Origin of the sequence: Loktanella atrilutea, from assembly GCF_900128995.1 — a bacterium.
GTDB lineage: Bacteria > Pseudomonadota > Alphaproteobacteria > Rhodobacterales > Rhodobacteraceae > Loktanella > Loktanella atrilutea.
In genome coordinates this window covers 132,721-156,115 of sequence record NZ_FQUE01000008.1, presented here as the reverse complement: position 1 = coordinate 156,115, position 23,395 = coordinate 132,721, and the positions used below count along the sequence as shown (strand labels likewise).

10 protein-coding genes are annotated in these 23,395 nt (G+C 65.1%); 5 read left to right on the top strand and 5 right to left on the bottom strand.

Going from position 1 to position 23,395, the window contains the following annotated elements:
* Positions 1-4 precede the first annotated feature (4 nt).
* From BUA54_RS15535 to BUA54_RS15515, 4 genes are all read left to right on the top strand, one after another.
* Entirely contained in the window at positions 5-2,074 is a 2,070-nt protein-coding gene (locus tag BUA54_RS15535; RefSeq protein ID WP_072858175.1) for a YncE family protein, read from the top strand.
* Positions 2,071-3,591 carry a hypothetical protein gene (locus tag BUA54_RS15530; RefSeq protein ID WP_072858174.1) on the top strand — a complete coding sequence of 507 codons (1,521 nt, stop codon included), beginning with the start codon at positions 2,071-2,073 and terminating at the stop codon, positions 3,589-3,591. The genes BUA54_RS15535 and BUA54_RS15530 overlap by 4 nt, the downstream gene beginning before the upstream one ends.
* Positions 3,592-3,603: 12 nt before the next feature.
* Positions 3,604-4,176, top strand: coding sequence for a hypothetical protein (locus BUA54_RS15525; RefSeq protein ID WP_072858173.1), 573 nt, complete (start codon positions 3,604-3,606; stop codon positions 4,174-4,176).
* A 564-nt stretch (positions 4,177-4,740) separates the two neighbouring features.
* Positions 4,741-6,387, top strand: a complete 1,647-nt coding sequence (locus tag BUA54_RS15515; protein ID WP_072858172.1) for a mechanosensitive ion channel family protein — start codon at positions 4,741-4,743, stop codon at positions 6,385-6,387.
* A 188-nt stretch (positions 6,388-6,575) separates the two neighbouring features.
* Here BUA54_RS15515 and BUA54_RS15510 read toward each other — a convergent pair whose 3' ends face one another.
* The 4 genes from BUA54_RS15510 to BUA54_RS15495 form a co-directional block, all read right to left on the bottom strand.
* A complete protein-coding gene (locus BUA54_RS15510; RefSeq protein WP_218588288.1) occupies positions 6,576-7,901 on the bottom strand; it encodes an HlyD family type I secretion periplasmic adaptor subunit in 1,326 nt (441 codons plus the stop codon).
* 20 nt (positions 7,902-7,921) lie between these two features.
* Positions 7,922-10,492 (bottom strand): calcium-binding protein, encoded by a 2,571-nt coding sequence (locus BUA54_RS15505; protein WP_072858171.1) that lies wholly within the window; start codon positions 10,490-10,492, stop codon positions 7,922-7,924.
* The gene (locus BUA54_RS15500; protein ID WP_072858170.1) at positions 10,489-12,264 is read right to left on the bottom strand and encodes a type I secretion system permease/ATPase; all 1,776 of its coding nucleotides are present in this window, start codon (positions 12,262-12,264) and stop codon (positions 10,489-10,491) included. The genes BUA54_RS15505 and BUA54_RS15500 overlap by 4 nt, the downstream gene beginning before the upstream one ends.
* A 73-nt stretch (positions 12,265-12,337) precedes the next feature.
* Positions 12,338-20,839, bottom strand: coding sequence for a peroxidase family protein (locus BUA54_RS15495; protein ID WP_072858169.1), 8,502 nt, complete (start codon positions 20,837-20,839; stop codon positions 12,338-12,340).
* A gap of 355 nt (positions 20,840-21,194) precedes the next feature.
* Here BUA54_RS15495 and BUA54_RS15490 point away from each other — a divergent pair, with 355 nt between their 5' ends.
* Positions 21,195-22,544, top strand: a complete 1,350-nt coding sequence (locus BUA54_RS15490) for an ATP-binding protein (RefSeq protein WP_072858168.1) — start codon at positions 21,195-21,197, stop codon at positions 22,542-22,544.
* Here the strand turns inward: BUA54_RS15490 and BUA54_RS15485 are convergent.
* Positions 22,525-23,202: a response regulator transcription factor gene (locus BUA54_RS15485; RefSeq protein WP_072858167.1), complete on the bottom strand. Its 678-nt coding sequence runs from the start codon at positions 23,200-23,202 to the stop codon at positions 22,525-22,527. The genes BUA54_RS15490 and BUA54_RS15485 overlap by 20 nt on opposite strands.
* Positions 23,203-23,395 lie beyond the last annotated feature (193 nt).

Here is a 23,395-nt window from a genome sequence, read left to right as displayed (position 1 = left end):
GAAGATGGCCATCCCCTATGTCCCCGCCATGATCCTCGCCGCAGCGATAGGTGCCGGTGTGCTGCTCGGTCCCAAACTGTTGCATCGCGAGACGGCTGCGAACGGTCCGATTAGCCTGACCGGCGAACTTTGCGGCGCCGACGACAATCGTTTTCCCGCGGTCGGAGGTGCTGCTGTCGGTTCTGCGATCCTTGGCGAAGGCGATCATGACCACGGCGGGGCGCAGTCCTTCGGCACCGCCTGGCAGATCCCCTTGACCACGACCTACGATCCCGACACGGCAAAGGTCAGCTTTACGCTCAGCCCCGTCACGGGGGACAGGATCGTGGCGGGCGAGGAGGTGCGCGCGACGGTGAAGATTACCGACAGCGCCAGCGGCCTGCCCGTGTCGGGGCGCAGCGTCGCGGGCTGGATGATGTTGCAGCGCAACGCGCAGGTCTCGGCAGAGCTGCCCTGCAGCGCCAAGGCGAAACTCTTCACCCAAGGGCGTGTGACGGCGCGGCCCGACGTGGATCTGAATACCTCGCGGATGCTGGTGCTGAACCGCGACGGGTCCATCGCGATCGTCAATCCGCAGGTCGATTTCACCATTACGCAGATGGAAGGCGTGATCCCCCTGCCTGGCGTGCCGGCCGACTGGGCAAAGTCGGACGACGGACAGACCGTCTACGTCTCGCTTCCCGTCTTCGGCGCGGTGGCGGTCATCGATGCGCGGGCGTTCCAGATCACCGGCCTGATCGAGCTACCCAAAGGGAGCATGCCGACGCGCCTTCTGCCCCTGCCGCGGGGGGAACTCGCGGTCTACCTCTCGGCCCCCGGCACCGTCACCATCGCCCGCCCGGACGGCACCGGCCAGACCACGCCCGTCGCGGTCGGCGCCGGCCCGGTGGCGATGGTCCGCGACGGCATCGGCGGTCTTTATGTGGCATCGTCGGAGGGGCAGATCGTCCGCATCGACACCACGACCGGCAGGCGGATCGCCAAAGGCACGATCGATGCGGGAGAGCCGTCCCTTGCCTGGTCGCCGCTCAACCGTACGCTCTACGCAGCGATCCGGGGCGCGACCCATATCGCGGCGCTGGAGCCCGCAAAGCTGAGCCTGCGCGGGCAGATCGCGACGGCGCCGGGAGTCTTCGCCCTGGCCCTTGAACCTGCGCAGCAGCATCTGATCGCGCTCAACCGTGACGAGGACATGATGACGTTGATCGACACCCGGTCGGGGACGGCGGTGGCGCAGGGCCGCGTGGCAGCGCAACCGGTCGAGGTGACATTCTCGCACGATTACGCCTATGTCCGTGGTCTGGCGAGCGATCATTTCACTGTCGTCGACCTTGCGGAACTATCTCAGGGCCGGATTGCGCCCGTCGACATCCAGTCCGCCGCGGGCCCCGTCCGCCCGCACGAGGCGCTGTCGCGGGCGACGATGGTGGCGCCTTACGGTCATGGCGCCCTTGTCGGGAACGCCGATGAAGCGGTGGCCTATTACTACATGGAAGGCATGAACAGCCCGATGGGGACGGTCAAGACCTACGGCAAGACCGTGCAGGGGCTGATGACCGTCGACCGGGGCTTTCGCGAAATCCTTCCCGGCCTCTACGAAACCACGGCGCGATTGCCCTTTGGTGGAACCTACGACATCCCGATCGCCGTTGATGCCGACGACCATGTCTCGTGCTTCAGCGCCACGGCCGGGGCGGCGGCCCCGACCCAAGCAGAGGCCGATCGCGTGGCGCTGCGCGTTGAACCTGTCGAGGACGCTGATCTCATCGCCCGCCACGCCGGCCGTGTCGTCATCCGGCTGGTCGACGAGACCACAGGCGCGCCGAGCGACGGGCTGAAGGACGTGAGGCTTCTGGCCTTCTCGACCGGCGGCACATGGCAGGCGCGCGCATGGGCGAAGGATCTTGGCGACGGTCGCTATGCGGGGGCGTGGACATTCCCGAAACCCGGCCGCTACGGCCTCAGCCTTCAGGTGGCGTCGGTGGGTATGGGTTTTGCGGATCGAGAGCCCCTCTACCTCAGGGTCGGCGCGGCACCGGTCGATGCAGTCAGCCAGAAGGAGATCACCCCATGATACGGTTCATCATCGCCGCTCTGGCACTCTTTCTACCGGGCGCGGTCGTGGCGCAGGACATGGCGCACCAGTTCCTGCTGGTCGGCCAGATTGAGAGCCTGACCGTCGATGACCAGACCGATCCCCTGTCGGGCGCCGTCATCAAGGTGCACGGGATCGAGGTGACGCTGCCGAAGAACCTGATCATCCAGATGCCGGCGCGGTATCTGACGGCGACGGATATCGTCGATCTGAACCCTGCGGCGCCCGGCGTGAACTCGGGTCTCGCCCTCGCCGACACACCGCCGCCGCTGGCCAGTTTCGAGGCGACGGTGGTAGGCAACATCGTCGGCGCGCGCTATATCGCCGGACTGGTCTGGATCTCGCAGCATTCGCTGGCCGAAGGTGCGGGCTACATCAAGGACATCGGCCCTGACGGAGAGATCCATCTGGTTGCCGACCCCGATCCGGCCGCCCCGGCGCAGCCGGTCACCCGGATCCGCATCAACGATCCGAACGGCGTCTTTGCGCCCCCCGATCCGCTGGCCGACGCGCGCTTCATGGTCGACGAGGCAAATCCGACGATCCATGCCGGCACCGGCTATCCGATGTGCATCGCCCACGCCGGCGCGCCGGGCGAATGCCCCGCCGCCAATCGCCCCTTGGGTCCCGACGGCGCGCCGCTTGGCACCTTCGTGATGGGCACCGCGGGCCTGCCCGGATCGCCAGCCGGCGCATTGCCGATCCCGCCTTGCCCGGGCTGCGACCAGACGCGTCAGGCACCTCTGATGCCGGGCGACTACATCATCTATGCCGGCACGCTGGCGCGGGACGGGGCAGAGATCTACGTCTCTGCCCATACGGTCGAGGCCAATGTCGGCATCTACACGGCACCGGGCGTCGATCCGGCCTATGTGCTGATCGAAGGGTCGCTGATCGGCACGCAGGGTCCGCTGATCCCGCGCGATCCGGCGGTGCCCGGCAACACCCTGCCGCAGGAAACCCAGGACCGGCTGAAGATCGAGGGGGTCACGACCGACCCCAGCCGGGCGATCGAGCTTTACGCGATCGACGTGGACGCGACGACCGGCGACACGACCCTGCGGCTGTTCAACACGGTTCCGGTCCAGCCCGCGCCGCTGGGGCGCTATCGCCTGATCCTCGGGGCGCGCGCCAACGCGCTCTTTGATGCCGGCGGCACTCTTGTCGGCGCGCCGCGTGAACTGATGGCGCGGGTGGCAAGTGGTGCGGCCCTCGATGGCCAGCCAGTGCCGGATCTTCCGCTCGCCGCCCATGGCCTTGTGGCGGGCAAATATGTGGCGCCATTCGGGGAATTCATCTTCGCCGAGAACAAGGTCTTCGGCGATCCGATCCTGCCCGATAATTTCGACTGCCTGCCGTTCCTGCTGAAAGGCTCGGGGCCGTTGACGACGACGGGTCCCGCCGGACCTGTCGTAGGGCCACTTGATCCATGGCCTGACACCGTGCCGTTGCCCGCCGTCGTCAATTGCGGACCGCGACCCAAGCCGCTGTTGTGAAGGAACAAGGACATGGCATTGAACATCATCGCCGTCCCCGGCCGGGCTACGTTCTCTGCGGATGCAGAAGCGGATTTCCAGCCCTGGACCGGCATTGCCTCCGACGGAAACACGCTGCGCTTCACGCGCATGCGATCGGCACAGCGACGTTCATGGTGCGCAATCGACGACGCCCGGCAGATGCGCCGGCTGACGCAGGGCCTGAGCTTCAACGGGCATTTCCCGACGCCCGGTGAGGTCGTGATCACGACCAACCAGATCCCAAGCCAAGCCTTCGGGCTGACCTTCGACCACCCGGTGCGTGGTGTCGGACTTGACGTAGAACCAGCCCCCGCAGCGGTCGTGCCCGGACAAGCCTTCAAGGTCAGGCTAGAGGTTACCGACACCACGACTATGGACTCCGAGGTCGTGGAAAAGGTGGGTAACATCGGCGGGTGCGTTTTTATAGGCGCCACTTGCGATACCGACCGCATCGACCGGATGGTCGTTCGGGTATCACTGATGGACGCCGGTGGGCAGGAAAGTCCCGTGGAGTTCGCAGTCAATCGAATGGAGCTGCTAACTCCGATCGGCAATATCGTCTGATATCTCCATCGCGCCGACAGAGACATCTCGGATGTAGTTTATTTCAAAGGCTTTCGGTTCTTTGTCTTACAAGTCGCAGCACCTCAGTTTCTTTCAGGATGATAACTAGGGATGCTGCCACACCGCCGAATGACGATTGTTGAGATAAGTAAGGATGCCACTGAAAGATTGGGTCGTCTTAGGACTACTCATAGGCAGCAAGGCAAATGTTGTCCCGCTCGTTGCGAAAGACAGGTATTTGACGCGCGCATTTCCGTTGACGGCGTGGATGCCTCTCGCAACGGGATCCATGCCGTCAACAAAGCCGATCATCTCTTTGCCTTGAGCTTATGGCACTATGTCGGTGCTTATTGTTGCGATATTGATGTCTCGCGCTCGATCTGCTTGTCGCGCCTCTCTACTGGCGGATGGTCGTTCGGGCAGTCACACCGACCCATGCGGACCTGACGACGCAGAGCCGCGCGATCGCTGCTGCCTGACTGCCGGGAACCTAACAACTCCGTGATCGTTCGATCGCATACACCTTAACGGATGAGGTCACCCACCAGGTCGTCAGGAGGCTGAATGCGGCGCATCGCTCGACACATCCTCATCACGTGTCTCTGGATATCGACCGGGCTCTTCAGCACTGCTGCCGCCCAGGACGCCGTGTTCGAGAGTGACGTGATGAATGCCGGGCTGGGCCCGGCGCCCGACACACTGGACCGCAGTTCTCCGCAGTCGACGATGGAAGCGCTGTTGGATCTTGCCGACATGCAGGATTTCAGCACCGCGGCCCACCTCCTGAACCTCGCCCCTGTTCCGGCCCCCGAACAAGCCGAGAAGGGTCCGGAGCTTGCCCGGAAACTTTACGAAGTCATCGCCAGAAAGGTCGTGATCGACTGGCCCGATCTGATCGATCGCCCCGACGGTATGGATGCCAATGCCACCAGTGATGGCGCGGTTGCCGGCCAGGCCAGACGGTCAATTCTCCTGTGGGTCCTGATCATCGACGACCGGCCATATCCCATCCGTCTGGACCGGATCCAGGTCGGTGACACCCAACCTGTCTGGGTCTTCTCAGAAAGATCGGTTGCCAATATCGAGAAGCTGCACGCGGAGTTCCGTCCGTCCAAGCTGGAGGAGGCGCTGCCGGGATGGGCACGTGAAAACGCATTCTGGCGCCTCATGTGGTGGGAGGTGCTCGGCATACCTCTCATGCTCGTGCTGGCAGCATTGTCGGGCATATTGACTTACAAAGCGCTGTCCCGCGTGGCTGACAACGCACGTCATGATTTCAGGACGGAAATCGTTCAGTCGACCAGGATGCCTGCAATGATTTTTGTCACGACGACGATTATTGCGGCGATCAGCGCGATGTTCGTGTTCTCTGGAGGGGTCTCGACGTTCATCTCGCCGTTTCTGGCGCTGGGGTATGTCCTGTCCATCCTGATACTGGTCATCAACGTGATCGACAGGATCATCGACCGGCTGGTCGATTTCGATGACGTGTCCCTTAAAAGCGCCCAGCAGGATGGTCGACGTTCCATGGCAACCAAGATATCGCTGGCCCGGCGTATCCTGATCGTCGTCATTTTCGTCATCGGCGCCGGCATCGTCATGACGGAAGCCAACCTCTTCCGGACCTTCGGATTTTCCCTTCTGGCCTCGGCCGGCGCTCTGACGCTGATCCTCGGTTTCGCGGCGCGAGAGGTTCTCTCGAACATCATGTCTTCGATGCAGATCGCCCTCAACCAGTCGGCGCGCATCGGCGACAAGGTGCTTTTCAAGGACCATGTCTGTCACGTCGAACGGATCAATTTCACCTTCGTCCAGTTGCGTGTCTGGACCGGCGTTCGGCTTGTGGTTCCCGTCACCGAATTTGTTGCCGAGACCTTCGAGAACTGGACGCTTCAAGAGACGAACATGAAGCGCCTCATCGCAGTGAAGGTTGCGCATAACGCCGACGTCGCAAAACTCCGCCAGATCTTCTTTGACGTGATCGAGTCCGTGGATGCCGACGAACTCGGTGATAATGATGAGCATTTGATCATGGTGACGGACCATGACGTCTTCGGCCAAGAGGTCACCTTTGCCCTGTCATGTGCAGATCCCAACACCTCGTTCGTCGTATCCTGCGATGTCCGCGAAAGATTGATCCGTCGCATGCAAGAGCTTGAAAGAACGGGTGTCGACGTGTTCCCCAAGGCTGAACCGGCGGAAGCCGCGTGAGATGACCCTGACGCTGAAAGCTCGCGGGATACCGTTTGCAGTAGTGACCTGCCACGGGATTTTTCCTCCACCGTCGATTAGAGTCCGGCCCAACCGGAGCACGGACAATGACGCGACCGAGGTTCATGGACCAGTCAGGACGGATCATGGCTTCAGCGGTCTCGGTGGTCTGGCGCCCCCCCCAACCTTTACCGTTCGCGGAAGGCGTGGGCGAAGCGGTCCATGATGGGCTTGATCAGGTAGGAGGCGACGGTCCGGTCTTCGGTGGCGATGAAGACCTCCACCGGCATGCCGGGGATCAGGTGGCTGTCATGAAGTTTCGCAAGCTCTGCGGGCGCGATGTCGACGGTGGCCTGATAATACGACTGGCCCGTCGCCCGATCCGTCGTCGTTGCGGGCGAGATATGGATGATATGGCCCCGCAGTTCCGGCGTGACGCGCTGGTTGAAGGCGGGAAAGCGCAGGCGTGCGACCTGATCGAGGCTTACCTGCTCGATCGACGTCGGGGGCAGCTTGATGTCGACCCGCAGCGGGCTGTCCTGCGGCACCAGCGTCACCAGCACCTCGGCCGGGGTGACGACGCCGCCGAGGGTGTGGATGTTCAACTCGTTCACCACCCCGTCGATCGGGGCGCGGATGTCCGTCCGTGCCAAGCGGTCCCGGATCGCGAATTCGCGCTCTTTCAGTTCCGCCAGCCGGGTCATGACGGTGCTCAGTTCGCGCTGCGCCTCGGTGCGGGCGGTCTCGTCGATGGCGAGGATCTGCAGATTGATCTCGCTGGTGCGGGCCTCGGCGCGGGCGATGGAGGCGTCGATCTCGCCCATCTCGCCGGCCAGACGCACCCTCTCGCGCTGCACCCCGTAAAGGCGCGAGACCTCGATCAGCTTGCGTTCCGTCATGTCGCGGGTGCGCTGGTATTCCGCCTCGACCAGATCGGAATCCGCCGCCTTCGCAGCCCGCTGGCCCTGCATCCCTGCGATCTCCTCTGCGATCTGCGAAATGCCCAGTTCCAGCTGTCGGCGCTGGCTCTCTCGGGTTTGGCGTTGACCGTCGAACAGCTTCGTCTCGCCTGCGATCGTGGCTGCAGCCTCGGGGTGCGCCGCCAGCCAGTCGGAGGCGAGCGTCAGATGGTCGAGCCCGTCGCGCTCTGCCGTCAGCCGCGCCGCACGCACCTCCAGTTCTGTTGCCTGGCCCTGGACGATGGCCAGTTCGGAGGTCGTCTGCGCATCGTCGAGGCGGATCAGCAGTTGCCCCTTGTTCACGACGTCGCCCTCGCGCACCGCGATGTCGGAAACGATGCCCCCGTCGCGGTGCTGGATCGACTGGACGTTCGCCTCTACCACCACGACACCTTGAGAAATGACGGCACCGCCCAGCTTTGCCGTCGCGATCCAGCCGCCGAGGCCGCCGATCAACGCCGTCGCCAGAACCACGCCGATCAGCATGCGCGGCCAGAGGCGGAGGGGGTCGATCTCTCGTGTCATCGGGGCGGCACCGGCATAGGTCATGGTCATTTTCATCTCCGTCGATGGGGTCAATGGGCGTCGTGCAGGATCAGGACGTGGTGGCCCGACAGCGTGATGAAGGCGTCGAACATGTCGTCCTCGTGGATGTCGATGTGGGTGGTGTCGCCGTCGACGCCCGTCTCGTAGCTGAACGTGACGTTGAAGGGCTTGAGCGCGTCCGGCAGATCACCTCCGTCGAGCCGAAGGCCGCTGTCGGAGGAGCCTCCGTCATCCTCGAACAGGTGGTAGAGACGGGTCTCGATCGTGTCGCCGACGCTGAAATCGGTGATTTTCGCGGCAGATGTCACGCTGTCCTCGACGCTTCCGAACCGAAACCGGTCAGCCCCGGCGCCACCGGTCAGGGTCACCGTGTCATTGCCGATGACGAAGGTGTCGTCGCTCGCGGTTCCGATGACGATCTCGAACTCCACGAAATGGTCGGTTGGGCCTCCCTCGCCGTCGATGCGGCCATCGCCGAGGTCGATGCGAAGACCGCTTTCGGACCGCGAAAGGTCCAGCGTGTCGCTGCCCGCGCCGCCTTTGAAGGTATCGGCGGACATGTCCTGGGTGACGATCATCGTGTCATCGCCATCGCCGAGGATCACGGTGTCGCCGCCCGCCCCGTCGATCACGACGTCATCGCCAGCGCCGGAGATCACGACCTCGATGCCGTCGAAGGTGTCGCACCCGCTCTCGGCGCTTTCGGCGCGGCCTGCGGCGATGTCGATATGCAGATCGACGCTGATCGCGCTGTAGTCGAGTGTATCCACCGCCCCGGCGTCAGGAACTGCGCCGGACATTTGGGCGTCGCCCTGGAATGTATCGTCGGCGCGGTCGGCGCTGGCCCGGATGGTGTCCGACCCGGTCCCGCCGGTGACCCTGTCCGCGCCGCCGCCGTCTGTCATGATATCGTCGCCTGCACCGCCATGGATGTCGTCACGGCCGGCGCCGCCGAACAGGACATCGGCCGCGGCGCTGCCGATGATCACGTCGTCACCGGCGCCGCTGATCAGGATCTCGAATCCGGTAAAGCTGTCGTGGCCTGTCGCGCTGCTGTCGGCGGTCCCCAGGGTCATATCGATGTGCAGGCTGGCGGTGACTGTGCCGTAATCCAGCGTATCCATCGCGCCAACCTCGGGTGCCGCATTAAGGGCGTCGCCCATGTAGATATCGTCGGCAGCATCCGCCGTGGCATGGACGGTATCGTCACCGGCACCGCCGATGACGATGTCCGCGCCCACCCCATCGGACAGGACATCGTCGCCTGCGCCGCCGTCCATGACGTCGTCACCGTCGCCACCGAACAGGGCATCATCGCCGGTGCCGCCGGTCAACACGTCAGCTCCGGTCCCACCATAGATCATGTCGTCACCGTCGCCGCCGTCGATGCGGTCACGACCGGCCTCGCCAAACAGCAGGTCGTCGCCTGCGCCGCCGTAGATCAGGTCATCGCCCGCACCGGCGTGGATGATGTCTTCGCCGGCACCGCCAAGGACGACATCGTCGCCGTCCTGCGCCGCGATATCGTCGTCGCCATCGCCGCCGGAGATGACATCGATCCCGTCCGTTCCGATCAGATGATCGGCGGTCTTTGTGCCCGCCTGCGTTGCGGGATGAACGATCAGGTGCGCCATCTGCGCCACCGCGGCGGTGCCGTCGGTGACCTGATAGGAAAACTGCACGACACCGGCGTAATGTGGATCGGGCGTATAGAGGATGCCACCCGCGACCGGCGTCAGGTTGCCGGCGGACACGGTGATATCCGTGACCCGCAGCGCATCGCCGTCCGGATCGGTGACATGCTCCACCAGGCTTGCCGTGCCGATCAGGATCGCACCGGTGCCAAGAATATCGTCGAGCGTGACCGACCGCAGGCGGACGGGTGCGCGGTTCGGGCGTGCGGACGGTCCGTGTGGGACGCCCGGCTGCCCGGGCGCTGCGGCCGGCGTGTCCGGCAGGGCAGGCTGCTCTTGCACCGGGGCCGTCGTGCCCGTTGACGTATCGGGGACAGGCGCATCCGGACCGTCCGCCTCGTTTAGCCACGGGAAGCCACCGGCCGGCGCGGCGTGGCCCGTATGACCGGCCCCGCCCGCCGGACCTCCGCCGTGACCATGTGACCCGTGAGCGGCATGTCCGAAGGGCAGGGTCCACGACGGCAATTCCGACCCCCCCTGCGGAACGAAGAGCCGGTGATGCGCGGGCTTGTCCTGTGCATGCCCCGCGCCAGCGCCCGACCCGGATAAGAGCGATACGACATTGCGGCCGGTGCTGATCGACAGTCCGGCGACGAAGGCGGATGCGTCCGGGTCGGCAAAGGGTGCCTGCGGAGGCGTTGCATCGGGCGCTGCCGCTGCCGGTCCGGCACCGACCTGCGGATCGTGCGGCGCGTCCGAGGTCGGCTCGATCGGGGTCGCACCGCTATGAAGACCGGCCGGCTCCGCCGGTCCGGCGACCATCGAGCGAAGGTAGAAAGCGACCGAGAGGATGGCCATGGCGATTGCCTGTGGCAGTCCGCCCTTCGGCGCGCCATCGTCGAACCGGTAGGGCCGGGTCGGGTCATCCTGCCCAGCGTCGGCGCGTGTTTTCTTGACCTTGATCATGCCGGCACCCGCTGAGCTGGCTGCAGAACCATCGGCTTCGGCATGTCGGCCGCTGGCCGGTCCGCTGCGGGCTGCGGGACGGGCTTGGGTCCGATGATGTCCTCTTTCGGGCCGAAGGCGGTCAGGCGCCCGCCCTGCACGACGGCGATCATGTTGACCGCCGACAGCGCCGTGGGGCGGTGCGCGATGACGACGGCGATGCCGCCCCGTGCCCGCACACCCGCGACCGCTTCGCTCAATGCGGCCTCGCCCTCGTTGTCGAGATTCGAATTCGGCTCGTCCAGCACGACCAGGAACGGGTCGCCATAGAGCGCGCGCGCCAGGGCGATCCGCTGCCGCTGGCCACCCGACGGCAGGATACCACCGGCACCGAGCCGCGTCTGGTAGCCGTCGGGCATCTTCACGATCATCTCGTGCACCCCCGCTGCCAGCGCGGCAGCGACGATCGCCGTCATGTCCGTCTGCGCGGCAAACCGAGAGATGTTCTCGGCGATGGTGGCATCCATCAGGCTGACGTCCTGCGGCAGATAACCGATGTAGCGGCCCAGTTCGGCCTCGGGCCATTGCGGCAGGTCTGCGCCGTCCAGACGGACCCCGCCGCGCAGGACCGGCGTGATTCCGGTCATCGCCTTGACCAGCGTGGTCTTGCCACTGCCAGACGGCCCGATGATCCCCAGCGCCTGACCGGCCGCCAGCTCCATCGTCACGTCTGCCAGCAGCACGCGGCCCGACCCCGGAGCCGCAACCGTGACGCCGTCCAGCCGCAGCGACGCCTTGGGTGCCGGCAGGGACAGCGGCTCTGTTGCCGTGGCGAGCGCGACTGCGGTTTCCTTCAGCCGGGCAAAGGCGGCGCGGGCGCCGACGACCTGTTTCCAGTTGCCGATCGCCATGTCGATGGGTGCGAGTGCGCGGGACGAGGCGACGGAGGAGGCGATGATCGCGCCCGCCGACAGATCGCCGGTGATCGTCAGATAGGCCCCGAGGCCCAACAGCGCCGATTGCAGGATCATCCGCAGCACCCGCGAGAGGGCGCCGAAGGTGCCGGAGATGTCGTTGGCCCGCGTATGCAGGTCGAGGTGATCCCGGTTGGCAAGGGTGAAGCGTTCGACCGCGCGGCCGGCAAAGCCCATCGCCTTGATGACGTCGGCATTGCGGGCGTTGGAATCCGCGATGGCGTTCCGCTGGATCACCGCAGCCTGCGTGGCCCCGGTCAGGCGGCGTGTCATCAGCTCTGCCGCCACCGTCAGCAGGGTCAGCACCACCATGCCGCCCAGCGTCAGCGCGCCCAGCAGCGGGTGCAGCATGTAGACGAAGACCAGAAACACCGGCATCCACGGAATGTCGAAGATCGCGACCGGCCCCTGACTGCCGAGAAAGGCGCGCACCGTGTCCACGTCGCGGCCCCGCTCCAGCGCCTCTGCGGTGCTGTAGCCGAAGCGTGGCATGTCGACGACGACGCGGTGGGCGAGGGGGGCGATCTGCCGGTCGAGCCGCGCCCCGATCCGCACAAGAAGTTGCGAGCGCAGGATGTCGAAGAGACCCTGGAACAGGTAGAGCCCGATGGCCAGCGCCGACAGCGTCAGCAGCGTCGGGATGCTGCCGCTGCCGAGCGCCCGGTCGTAGATCTGCAGCATGTAGATCGACCCGGTCAGGGCCAGGATATTGATGAGTCCCGACAGGCAGAAGATGTAAATTAGCACCGACCTCAGTCCGGCGGTGATCTTCCGCACCTGTTTCATCTTGATGTGGTCTTTCGTGTCGCCTGTGCGCATGACGTTGTCCCCCGGGTGATGTGACTGACGTTTGGAATACCGGGCGACGCGGGGCCGCCCGGTGTCTGCGGGATCAGAGGCTAAAGTCGCCAGCGGTCAGGTGATGCGATCCGCGGATCGCAATGGTGAAATCCGCCTCTGCATCATCGTCGGTGCTGCCCTGCACGAGTGTGAAGGTCTGGCCGTCACGCACCTCTTCGGTGATCAGAAGCTGCCCCGCACCGGTCAGCGCGCCGCTGGTGATGGTGAAGTCCTGATCGCCGGCAGTCCCCGCCATGGCGTCGATATGCGACAGATCGATGGTGTCGCCGGGCTGGAAGCTGGACAGCGTGTCCCCGTCGGCGGCGGCGGCACTGGTGAAGCGGAAGATGTCCATCCCCGCGCCGCCGTCGATCACGTTGACCGCGTAGCTTGCGGTGATGACGTCGTCGCCGGACCCGGTCACGACATTCTCGATGTGGTAGATCAGATCGTTTCCGGTCCATGCGCTTGTGACGCTGCCACGGACGTTGCCGTCGGTTCCAAGATCCACCGTCACCGCGACACCGATCGCAGCCATGTCGAGCGTGTCGCTGCCGCCGTCGCCATGATAGATGTCGCCGCCGTCGCCCTTCGTGGCAACGATCGTATCGTCTCCGTCTCCGGCAAAGACGAGATCGTTGCCGGTGTTGCCGGTGATATGATCCGCGCCGTCACCGCCGAAGATGCGGTCGCTGCCAGCGTCGCCGAAGATCATGTCGGCCCCGGCGCCGGTCAGGATGTTGTCGGCCCCATCACCGCCGAAGACGACATCGCGGCCGCCGCCGGTCTGCAAGGTCTCTGCGCCGTCGGTGCCGGTCAGCACCATGTCCTGCGGCGCGGCGTTGTCATGAGCAGGGCCGTTGTCCTGCGGCCCGCCCGGCTCCGTCCCCGGCGGCGTCGCATCCTGCGGCCGGATCACCTGGTCCTGCGGGCGCACGTCTCCCATCACCGTATCGTCACCGCCCTGCGTGTCGAAGACGATCCGGTGGGCCGATGTCAGCCCGCTGATGTCCACGGTGTCATGGGCGTCCGACCCGTTGATGTGGATCGTGTTGTAGGCGAGACTGGTGCCCGCCGCGAAATCGCCCGCCACGGTGATGGTGTCGCCATTGGTGCCGGGAAAGGTCGTCGTGCCGCCGGGCAGCGGCGTGTTCCCCGGATTGTTCACCGTGTTGACGACCAGTTCCTCGATGTTGTCGAGCTCTGCAATCACCGTTTCGTTGCGGATGACCATGATCTCGGTACTGGCGTGGGTTGGCATGTAGCCCAGTCCGATGGCCGCCGCGGTCGTCAGGATCTGGAACCGCTCGCCGCTGGCATTGCCGTTGATCGTGAAGGTGTCCGTCCCCGCGCCGCCGTCGACGAAGTCCTGTCCGTCGGTTGCTCCGTTCGGGTTGGCATACCAAAGGACAGAGTCGTTGCCGGCACCGCCCAGGATGATGTCGTTGCCGGTGCCTCCGTCGAGGGTCGCGCCCAGGTCATTGGCGATCAGGATGTCGCGGGTGTTGGAATTGGCGCCGAGGATGGTCGTATTGGTCACCGTGTTGACGTTGACCGCCTGCGTGTCCGTCAGGAGGCCGTCGGATACGGTGTAGGTGAAGGTGCGCGTATTGTTCGTGCTTTGGGTGACCTGCACATCACCGCCAGACAGCGCGGCAGAGAAGGACGTCTGGTTTTCTGTGACACCCGTGACCGTCAGCGGGTTCGGACCGTCAGGATCGACGTCGTTCGCCACAAGCGCCCAGCCGGGGACGAGGTAGGGCGTCCCCGATGCCACGTTCGTCACCACGTTCTCGGCCGCCGCGTTGGGCGCGTCGTTCACCGGCGTCACGCTGATGGTCGTGGTCGCCGGGGCGCTGTCGAAGCGGCCGTCGTTCACTGTCGTCTGGATGATCCGCGGCGCGGCATCAGGGTTATCGGATGCGTTGTGGAACCGGATGTTGTCCAGACGGGCCGCGAAGGCATCGAAGGACTGCGGCGTGGCGCTGGTCAGCGTGACGGTGATCGACCCGTCGGTGCCCACGGTCTTGGCGACCGAGAAGCCGTTGCCGCTGGTGCCGTTCGTCACGACCAGATCGTCGCCGGCCTTCGCGTTCGTCAGCACAACCTTCGCCGAGACGAGCGTGCTGCCGTCCGCGTCCGTGATCAGGGCATGGGGTACGACCGTCAGGTCGCCGTCGCCTTCCGTGAAGGCCAGCGACAGGCTGGGTTCCTTCGCCGTGATCGGCTTCACGAAATCGAACGTCAGGTTGTCGATGCTGACGTAGTCGGGCCTGCGGATGAAGCCGCCGAATGCGTCAGGCGTGTTCGCGATATTGGACGCATCGATCTGGATCACGCTGGTGCCGGAGGAGAAGTCGCCCGTCAGCGCGAAGGTCGCGCTGCCGCTGCGGGTGTTGGTATCCGCACCGAACAATCCTGTCCCGCCGCCGTCGCCGGTGATCGTCTCGAGCGTCACGAAATCGCCCGGCAGCCCGGTCGCCGTGAAGCGGACGACGACGTTTTCGTTGGTCGCCAGACCATACTCCTGCCAGTCGAAGCTGACCGTGGCGGTGCTGCCCGGCGCGATGCCCGACAGATCGACGGTCCGGCTGATCGTGGCACCGTCGCCGTAGCCAACGACAAGACTGTTGGCCGGTGCGCCGGCAGTCGGACCGTTGTTCGCCGTGTTGGCGATGCGGATCTGACCGTCATTGGTGCTGTTCGTGCCATCGGCGCTTTCCGTCCAGGCCGAGGTCCAGGGATCGGTGCCCGTGCTGTTCGTGCTGCGGGCGGTGAGGTTGGCATTGTTCGCGATGTCGAAGTTGTCGGCCAGACTGGACGGCCCCCCGGCATAGTTCAACGCCTCGATCACGGGCGGAGAGCCGATCACCTCCCGCAGCGTATGACTGCCGTCGGCGAAGACGAAGGTCTCGACCCCGACCACGAGGTCGGTCCCGTCGGTCGCGGCCCGCGCCAGCAGCGGGTCGGCATTGGGCGTGCCGTTGTCGGTGATCCGCACGCCCACCACGGCGTCGTAGTGGTTCGCCAGATCCGTGACCGCGTTGCCGTCGATGTCCACGGCCACCACGCTGTAGTCCGCGAAGTTGCCGGTGAACCGCACCGTGTCGTCAGAGGTGTCCAGCATCGTGGTGTCGCCGATGTCGCCGATCTCGTTCTCGGCGGAGCCGAGGACAAGGTCCTTGAACTGGAACGACCGCAGCATCTCGGTGAAGTGCAGGGCGTAGAGGCCCGCCGTCGCCGTGCCGTTCAGCAGGCCGCCGATCAGGCTGGCACTTTCGCTGACCCGGTGGTTGGCGCCGATGAGGCCATAGGCGGTCTCGTAGGCGTCGGCGACGAAGTTGCCCAGGCCGTCGAGCGTCCCGTATTTCCCGATCAGCGCATCCAGCCGGATCGCGCCACCGACGATGACGTCGTTGCCGCCGCGGTCGGCCAGGACCGCGTCTTGGGCCCCGTTCAGGCGGGGGGCGATGTCGGCCTCGAAGGCGTCGCCGCCGCCGGCGCCGATCAGCCAGTTGTCCGTGGCGTCGCCCATGATGGTGTCGCCGGCCTGGGTGCCGATGACGCCGTCCATCTCGATCATGGTCGGCAGCACCTGGTTCTGGTCGATCAGGATCAGGGGGTTGTTCTGGGCGTTCAGGTTCACCTCCAGCTGGAAGGCGGTGGCGTTGTCGGACAGGTCGATGAGGTCGAAGCCCTGGTCGGGCGCGTTGGTGTTGGCAAAGCCGCCCACCACCTCGTCCGGGCCGAAGACCGCGTTGCCGGTGTTGCCGCCGCCCGCGTTGGCGGACCCCGCCGGAATGCCGGGGCGCAGGATGTCGTCGCCTTCTTGGCCGAACAGAATGTCCTTGTCGTTGCCGCCGATCAGCAGGTCGTCGCCGGCGTTGCCGTAGATGTTGTCCTGCTCGTCGCCGCCGTCCACGATGTCGGACCCGTCGCCGCCGAAGATGAAGGGATCGGTATCCGCGCCGCCATAGATCGCGTCGTCGCCGCCGTTGCCGTAGATCTTGTCGATGCCGACGCCGCCGTAGATCTTGTCGTCGCCCGCACCGCCGATCAGCTGGTCGAAGCCGCCGACCGAGGAACCAGAGTCGCCGCCGTAGATGATGTCGTCGCCGTCGCCGCCGTCGACAACGTCGGGCGCATCGTCGCCGTAGAGGACATCGTTACCCTCGCCCCCGTAGATGCGGTCGCCGCCGCCACCGCCATAGACGATGTCGTCGCCGCCGTCCGCATAGCCGGTGTCGTCGCCGTAGCCGAGGTAGATCAGGTCGTCGCTGTCGGTGCCTGCCAGCACCTCGTTCGAGTTGACGCCCGAGGTCGGCGTGCCGTCGGTGTTCAGCGCATCGGGCGCGAGGTCCGGCCGCTGGTCGAGGATGTAGGACACGCCGTTGATCACGACCACGGCCCCGCTGCCGGCCATCGAGGTGCCGCCATTGGTATAGATGCCGATGTATTCGCCGGGGTGGGCGGCGTTGTAAGCGGCGATGATGTCGCCGTACTTGTGCTGGTCGGGGGGGTTGCCGGCCACGTCATAGTAGGTGACGGCAGGATCGAAATGTCCGCCGACGGCTACCAGCGGCGTGTTCGCATGGTCGCCATTCGGTCCATACAGGTTGACGGTCGCCAGACCGTTAGCATCCACCGGGATCGGCCGGGTCGCGGTATAGGCCACGCCCTGCGCGTCGTAATAGGTCGCCGCCGGATCGAAGACGCCGCCGGGTACATCCGCCGTCAGGCTGACCTGATCCAGCAGCACCTGGTTGTAGCCGACACCGGGGCTGGTGTTGGTGATCTCGATCCGCAGGGTATAGCCGGCATAGGCCGCGTCGACCGGCCCGGTCGACAGCGACGTGACCGCCCAGCCGCCGTCCACCGGCTCTGTCAGGACCACGCTGGCCAGTTCGACGGTGTCGGTGCCGTTGGTGGCGATCAGCCGCATGATGCCGCCGCCGAAGGTGGTGTCGGTGCGATCGCCGACGTTCACACTCAGCGTGTAGCTGGTGCCGGCCGCCACCACGACGCCGGTATCCTGCGCCACCGACCCGCCGTTCTGCAGGTAGGCGACGTTGTTGCCGTCATGACCCGCCGCATCATTGTTGGCGCCGGGATAGTAGACGCCGCCGCCCCCGGTCAGGGTCCAGCCTGCGATCGGATGAGCCGCGTTTTCGGTGGTGTAGCCGCCAGGCGCCTGCACGTCCGCCTCGAAGGATGCGTTTACAAGGCTCACCGCGACCGTGCGGTCGCCGCCCGCCATCCAGACAAGCGGATCGGCCACGGCGCCCGCGCCGTCGGCATCGTACAGCCGCTCGGTCGCGATCTGGTCGCCGCCCAGTTCATAGTAGCTGTCGGAATAGCCGAAGATGTTGCCGTTCAGGTGGGTGGTGCCGGTGTTGCGCTCCACCATGTCCTTGAACTGTTCGTTGATGATCTCGTCGCCGAACTGCGTACCCGCGAGGCGATAGAGGTAGTAGAACCGGTCGCCGTCCATCAGGCGCTGGATCTGGTCGACGAAGACCACGTTGAAGGTCTCGCCCAGCAGACCGCCGGAGATATGCGCTTCGGCCAGACCGCCGATCCACATGTCGACCGCCTGAAAACTCTGATCGCCGCCGTTCAGGAAGTTCAGCGCGGCCACGTCACCGGCGTCGGCCCGGTCCAGCACGTCCTGCGCCGCCGCGACATTGCCGTCGAAGCTGTAGGCCGCGATGAAGTTCACGAGAGACGACGCGTGGTAGAGGTTCTGCCCGAAGTCGTTCCAGCTGGTGTAGACCGTCAGGTTCAGCAGCTCGCGGGTCTGGTTCAAGGTCGGCAGGCCGACATCGCGGCCACGGGCGATGTTGATCGCGGCCAGGTCCATCGGCAGGCCCAGCAGGCCCTGCTGCAGGGCGGGGGTGACGAATTCGTCGATGTCGTTCATCACCTGCCGCGTCATGCCCATGACCAGCGACGCCGCGCCGACCTGCTCGTAGAGCGCGGGGTTCAGGAAGGCCTTCTCCAGCGCATAGCTCATGATCCGACCGGTCATGTCGCCGCTGGGGTCCAGCGTGTCGATCGTCTCGCGCAGGGTCGAGTGGCCGAAGCGGAAGGCGCCCTGCGAATAGGCCATGTTGATCGTCGCGTCGATGTCCGTCGAATAGGCCGAGAATTCGGGGATGTCGGGCGACACCGCACGGGCATACTGGTCGACGGCGGTGTGCTGGTACTCCATCTCGACCACCAGCTTGACCCCCTGGAACAGGCGTTCCTGATCCCAGGACACATGCCCCGCGGCGTCGGTGTAGCTGCCGGTGGCGTCGATCACCGCCTTGTCGCGGCCCAGCACGATGCTGTGGCCGGCGGGCAGGTCGGCGGTGGTGGTGCCATCTGCCACGACGTAATATTTGTTGTCCGCATCCCGCGCGAGGATGCCGCCGGTGGCGACCCAGATGTTGGGCGTCGCGGCGTCGCCATCGTCGGCGGCCGCGATCAGGGCACTGGCGGCGGATACGGTCCCCGCGGCCTCGGTCGTCTGCACGCCGACCTGCCAGTCGTTCAGGATCGAATGGTCGTCCGCCGTCCCGTTCAGCGCATCCTGCTGGAACAGCGCGATCTCCAGGTTCTGGGTCTGGTAGTCGTGTTCCATGTGGAAGATGTGGTGGATCGAGGTCAGCGCCACGTTCTCGTTCACGCGGCCATCGCCGGCGACGTAGTGGTCGCCGACGGCTGCCATCATGACCTCGCCGACCGCCGCCGCACCTGCCGCGGACAATGGCATCCCGTGCTGACCGCCGATCTCGAAAGAGGCGAAGTTGATCCAGTTCGCCAGGGCGGCAAGGCCGGTCAATGTCACCGGGTTCGAGCCCATCATGCCGGCGGGTACGGTCAGCGAGATGATGCCGGCCGCATCCATGCCGAAGGACATGCCGAGGCTCGCGGCCTCTTGGGTCAGTGTATTGATGACCTCCGCCGCGCGCACCTCTCCCAGCGCTGCAATCAGGTGCGCACCGTCGACGCGCGGGTTCATGTCCAGCAGCAGGGCGTGGCCACTGCCGCCGGGCTGCACGCCCGCCGTCGCGGCATCCGTGTCGGCCAGCTGGCCGTCCGCATCGCGCTGGCGCAGGTCCAGCACGTCGGCCCAGGTCAGGTCGGCGCGTCCGGTTTCAAGGATATGCGCACGCAGTTCGGTCAAGGTCGGCAGGGTCGATGTCGTCGCGTTGCCGAAGCCGTCGACCCAGGCGACCGTCTTGTCGCCGTCCAGCAGCCGCGCGCCGGGGATGTAGTGGCCGGGGTTGTTCGGGTTCTCGACCCATTCGCGCAGGATCTGCGTGATCTGCGCGACGCTGCCGTAGGTCTGGCTTTGGTCGATGTAGGGCGAGGTGTGGTTCTGGTAGAGGGGCACGCCGTTCTCGTCGACGTGGTCGACGTTCGCGCGCGAGATGGTGATCGACGTGGTGGGCCGCCCGTCCTGGCCGATGACGCCGTAGAGTGGGTCGCTGGGGTCGAGCGGAATGGTAATCTTGGTGCCAGAGCTGCCCTTGCCGATGAAGTCGAGGCCGTGGTCGAAGAACTGGCCAAAGACGGCGAAGAACCCGTTGGTCGGCGCCACGCCGGGGTTCTGGCTTTCGGCGAAATATTCGCCGTTCGAGGCGTTCTGGCGGTCCGGCACGCCGATCTCGGCCAGGATGCCGTAGGGGTTCATGCTCAGGTCGATCAGCGTGTCGCCGTTGTTCAGGCCCGTGACGTCGATGCCGTGCCCCTCGATCAGCGCCAACTGATCGACGGCCTCCTGCAGGTAGGGCAGGGCGATGTTCAGCCCGGCAGGGTCGAGGTGGCCCACGTCGCCCGCCATGGTGACGCCGGCCGCCCGCATCAGCAGGCCGTAGGCGTAAAGCCCCGCGTCGTAGGTGCCGATCACGTCGGGGCGGGTGTTGACGATGGCCGTGCCCTCGACCAGCCGGGTCACGTCGATGCTGTTGTCGTCCAGCAGCGCGCGATAGGTCGCATCGGTGGCATAGGCCGTGGGGTCCCAGTGGACGATGTGGTTCTGCGCGTCCAGCAGCAGGCGGACGCCGCCGGTCATGACCGTCTGCGTGATCATCCGCGGCGTGTAGTCGGTCACGTTCGCCATCACGACGGCGGTGCCGTTGCCGGTGATCGTGTAGTCGGGGGCGGTGGGATAATGCCCGGTGGTGTAGTGGCCGTAGCCCAGATCGCTCGCCGCGCCGACGTTCAGGAACGGGACGTCCGTCGCACCCCAGTATTCGTTGCCGGCGTGCAGGTTGTTGGCCACGCCCGCCACGTCCCGCACGCCAGCCGCATCGGCGACGGAATAGTAGGAGTGGCCGAATTTCGCGATCGCCGCGGCGGGGTCAAGCGGTGTGGCCGCCGGATCGAACAGCAGCGTTTCGGGCGCGCCAGCGGCCCCTGCCGAGGTGCTGTAGATCGCGGTGTCGCCACCCCAGTTCATGATCAGGTTGCCGTCCGAATCGAACAACGGGGTCAGGTTCACCTGGTCCAGCAGGAACGTGATGTCCCCGATGTTCAGCACGAAGGGTTTCAGTTCGACGGTCATGGCAAGCCTCCCCAGGCAAAGCAGTGTGTGAACGGTCGCTGCCGGGATCGGCAGGCCGGGATGAATCTCTGCGATTGCCCGATCGGCACAGTGTCTGCAGGCGTTAAGGTGTCCTTAACTTCTGCGACGCAAGTTCGACGTGAACAAAACCGCGCCTCCAGAGTTGCGGAACCGGTCGGTTCAAAACAGACGAATTGGTTCAGTGAAATTTCAACCGTCCGACAGGACGCGACCGGTCTTTCGTAGGCCCGGCAGGCGAAACCAAAGTTTAAAAAAGTCTTAACCTTTAATTCAATCGTGATGGACTTGATCGCCGATGCTTCTAAGGTCGATGCACCCGGTGTGTAGGTGCGGTATGTCGCTGAAACTCAAGTTTCTTTTGACGTCACTTCTTTCGATCGCGATCATCATCATCGGCCTTGGATCACTCGTGTCGACGAGCGTCTCCGCCTACCTCCTCGATCACAGCAAGGCCTCTACCGCCTTTTACATGACCACCTTCCTTGAACCCAACGTGCAAAGCATGGCCGGTGGGGGTGCGCTGTCGTTGGCGGACCGCGCGGCGCTCGACACGGTCATGACGAACCCGACGCTGCGGCGACATGTCCTGTCGATCAAGATCTGGGACACGACCGGCACCATCGTGCACGCCACGAACGGAGAACTGGTGGGCCAGAACTTCGGCACCGACGACCTGACCCTCGCCCTTGCGGGTCAGACGGCTGCCTATTTCGATAACCTCTCGGACGAGGAAAACGTCTTCGAGCGGGAACTCGAGCGGCCGATCTTCGAGATCTACGTGCCGCTGCGCAGCCGTGCCGACGGGTCCATCATTGCGGTCGGCGAGTTCTACGAGGACGCGACCCGGATGCGCAGCGAACTTTACAGGCTGCTGCGTGTGGACTGGTTCGTCCTGACCTTGTGCGGTCTGGCGATCTTTGCGGGTCTGTTCTCGGTCTTTCGTCAGGGCAGCCGCACCATCGACACCCAGAAGGCCGCGATTGCCCAAATTCAGCAAGAGCGCGAGGCCCTGCAGGCCGATACCACCCGCCTGCGGGCCGGGCTGGACACGGCGCGCGGCCAGCTGGAAGAGATGGACAAGGAGGTGAGCCGGCGCATCGGACAGGAACTGCACGACGGCCCGGTACAGATGTTGGGATACCTCAGCCTTGCGCTCGACAATCTGGCCGGGGTCGGCAGCCGCGGTAGCGCCAGATCGGATGACGTTGAGGAGATGCAGGCGGCGACAGACCGCATCCAGATCGAGCTGCGCGAGATCTCCAACCGCCTGCTGGCCTCTGGCCGCGGCCAACCCGCCGCCCTGTCCGACGTCGTGACGGCCTACGCCCAGCGCAGCGGTGCCGTTGTCGCGACGGAAGGGCTGCAATTGACCGACCTGCTGCGCCTGCCGGCGCAGCGCGGTGTGGCGCGCATCGTCGAAGAGGCGTTGAACAACGGTTTTCGCCACGCCGGTGGTCACGGTCAGGCGGTGACTGCGGGTCTGTCAGACGGCCGGCTGGTGATCGACATCGTGGACAGGGGACCGGGCCTGCCGCCCGACGAAACGCTTGCCGCCATGGCAGAGGCCAACCATCACGGCATCAGCGGGATGCGGGATCAGGCACGACGGATCGGAGCCAGGCTCGACTTCGACAGCCCACCCGAGGGCGGCTGCCGCGTGCGGATCAGTGTGCCAGTCCTGTAGGCATGTCGCCGCCCGGTGACATGCGCCGCTGGTATTCCCGCACGGCACCGACGCGGTTCTTCACGCCAAGCTTCTGCATTGCGCTCGACATGTAGAACTTCACGGTCTGTTCGCTCAATTTCAGCTGCGCCGCAACTTCGCGGTTGGTCAGGCCATTCTGAACCTCGCGGATCACCTGTTCCTCGCGATAGGACAGGTCGCTGGTCTGGCTCGCCTTGCGCGACTGGGCGTTCGCGGCCGTCACAAGACGCATCGCGAATTCCGGCGAGACATAGGTGCGGCGCTGCAGGATGCCGTCCAGCGCTTGCAGGAGGTCGGCACCCTTTATCCCTTTCAGGATATAACCTTCCGCCCCAAGCGAAAGAGCGGCCATCGCCTTCAGCGGATCGTCGCAGGATGTCAGGATGACGCAGAATGTCCCCGGCGCGCGTTCCTTGATCTTGCGCAGCGCGTCGATCGTATTGCCCGGCAGTCCAAGATCCAGAAGGACCAGGTCCGGCAAATGCGTCATCACGTTATTGACGGCATCGTCGGCGGTCTCGCCCTCGAATACGACGGTATGCTGCATGGACCGTTCCAACACGGCCGCGAGACCTTCGCGAAACAGGGCATGGTCATCGACGATGCCGACGGTAGTTCGGTGTCCTATCGCGGCCATGAGTGGCAATGCTCCAATAATCGGAGGTTTCAAAACTTGGCGGTAAAATGGTTGATTTTTACTTTAATAGGCGGTTTTATGCCGACTCCCCGAAAATTTGTCAACGCAATTTTAACTTATAGGAGGGGCCACAGCACATGGCGTCTTGTCTTTTAGAATAAGGTGGGGTCCACGGCGCAGCCCTGACACTGCG

Bases quoted from the DNA above. Each gene is read 5' to 3' on its own strand.
- BUA54_RS15515 (WP_072858172.1), top strand. From the start codon at position 4,741: ATGCGGCGCATCGCTCGACACATCCTCATCACGTGTCTCTGGATATCG.
- BUA54_RS15495 (WP_072858169.1), bottom strand. From the start codon at position 20,839: ATGACCGTCGAACTGAAACCCTTCGTGCTGAACATCGGGGACATCACG.
- BUA54_RS15500 (WP_072858170.1), bottom strand. From the start codon at position 12,264: ATGCGCACAGGCGACACGAAAGACCACATCAAGATGAAACAGGTGCGG.
- BUA54_RS15525 (WP_072858173.1), top strand. From the start codon at position 3,604: ATGGCATTGAACATCATCGCCGTCCCCGGCCGGGCTACGTTCTCTGCG.
- BUA54_RS15510 (WP_218588288.1), bottom strand. From the start codon at position 7,901: ATGACCATGACCTATGCCGGTGCCGCCCCGATGACACGAGAGATCGAC.
- BUA54_RS15530 (WP_072858174.1), top strand. From the start codon at position 2,071: ATGATACGGTTCATCATCGCCGCTCTGGCACTCTTTCTACCGGGCGCG.
- BUA54_RS15490 (WP_072858168.1), top strand. From the start codon at position 21,195: ATGTCGCTGAAACTCAAGTTTCTTTTGACGTCACTTCTTTCGATCGCG.
- BUA54_RS15535 (WP_072858175.1), top strand. From the start codon at position 5: ATGGCCATCCCCTATGTCCCCGCCATGATCCTCGCCGCAGCGATAGGT.
- BUA54_RS15505 (WP_072858171.1), bottom strand. From the start codon at position 10,492: ATGATCAAGGTCAAGAAAACACGCGCCGACGCTGGGCAGGATGACCCG.
- BUA54_RS15485 (WP_072858167.1), bottom strand. From the start codon at position 23,202: ATGGCCGCGATAGGACACCGAACTACCGTCGGCATCGTCGATGACCAT.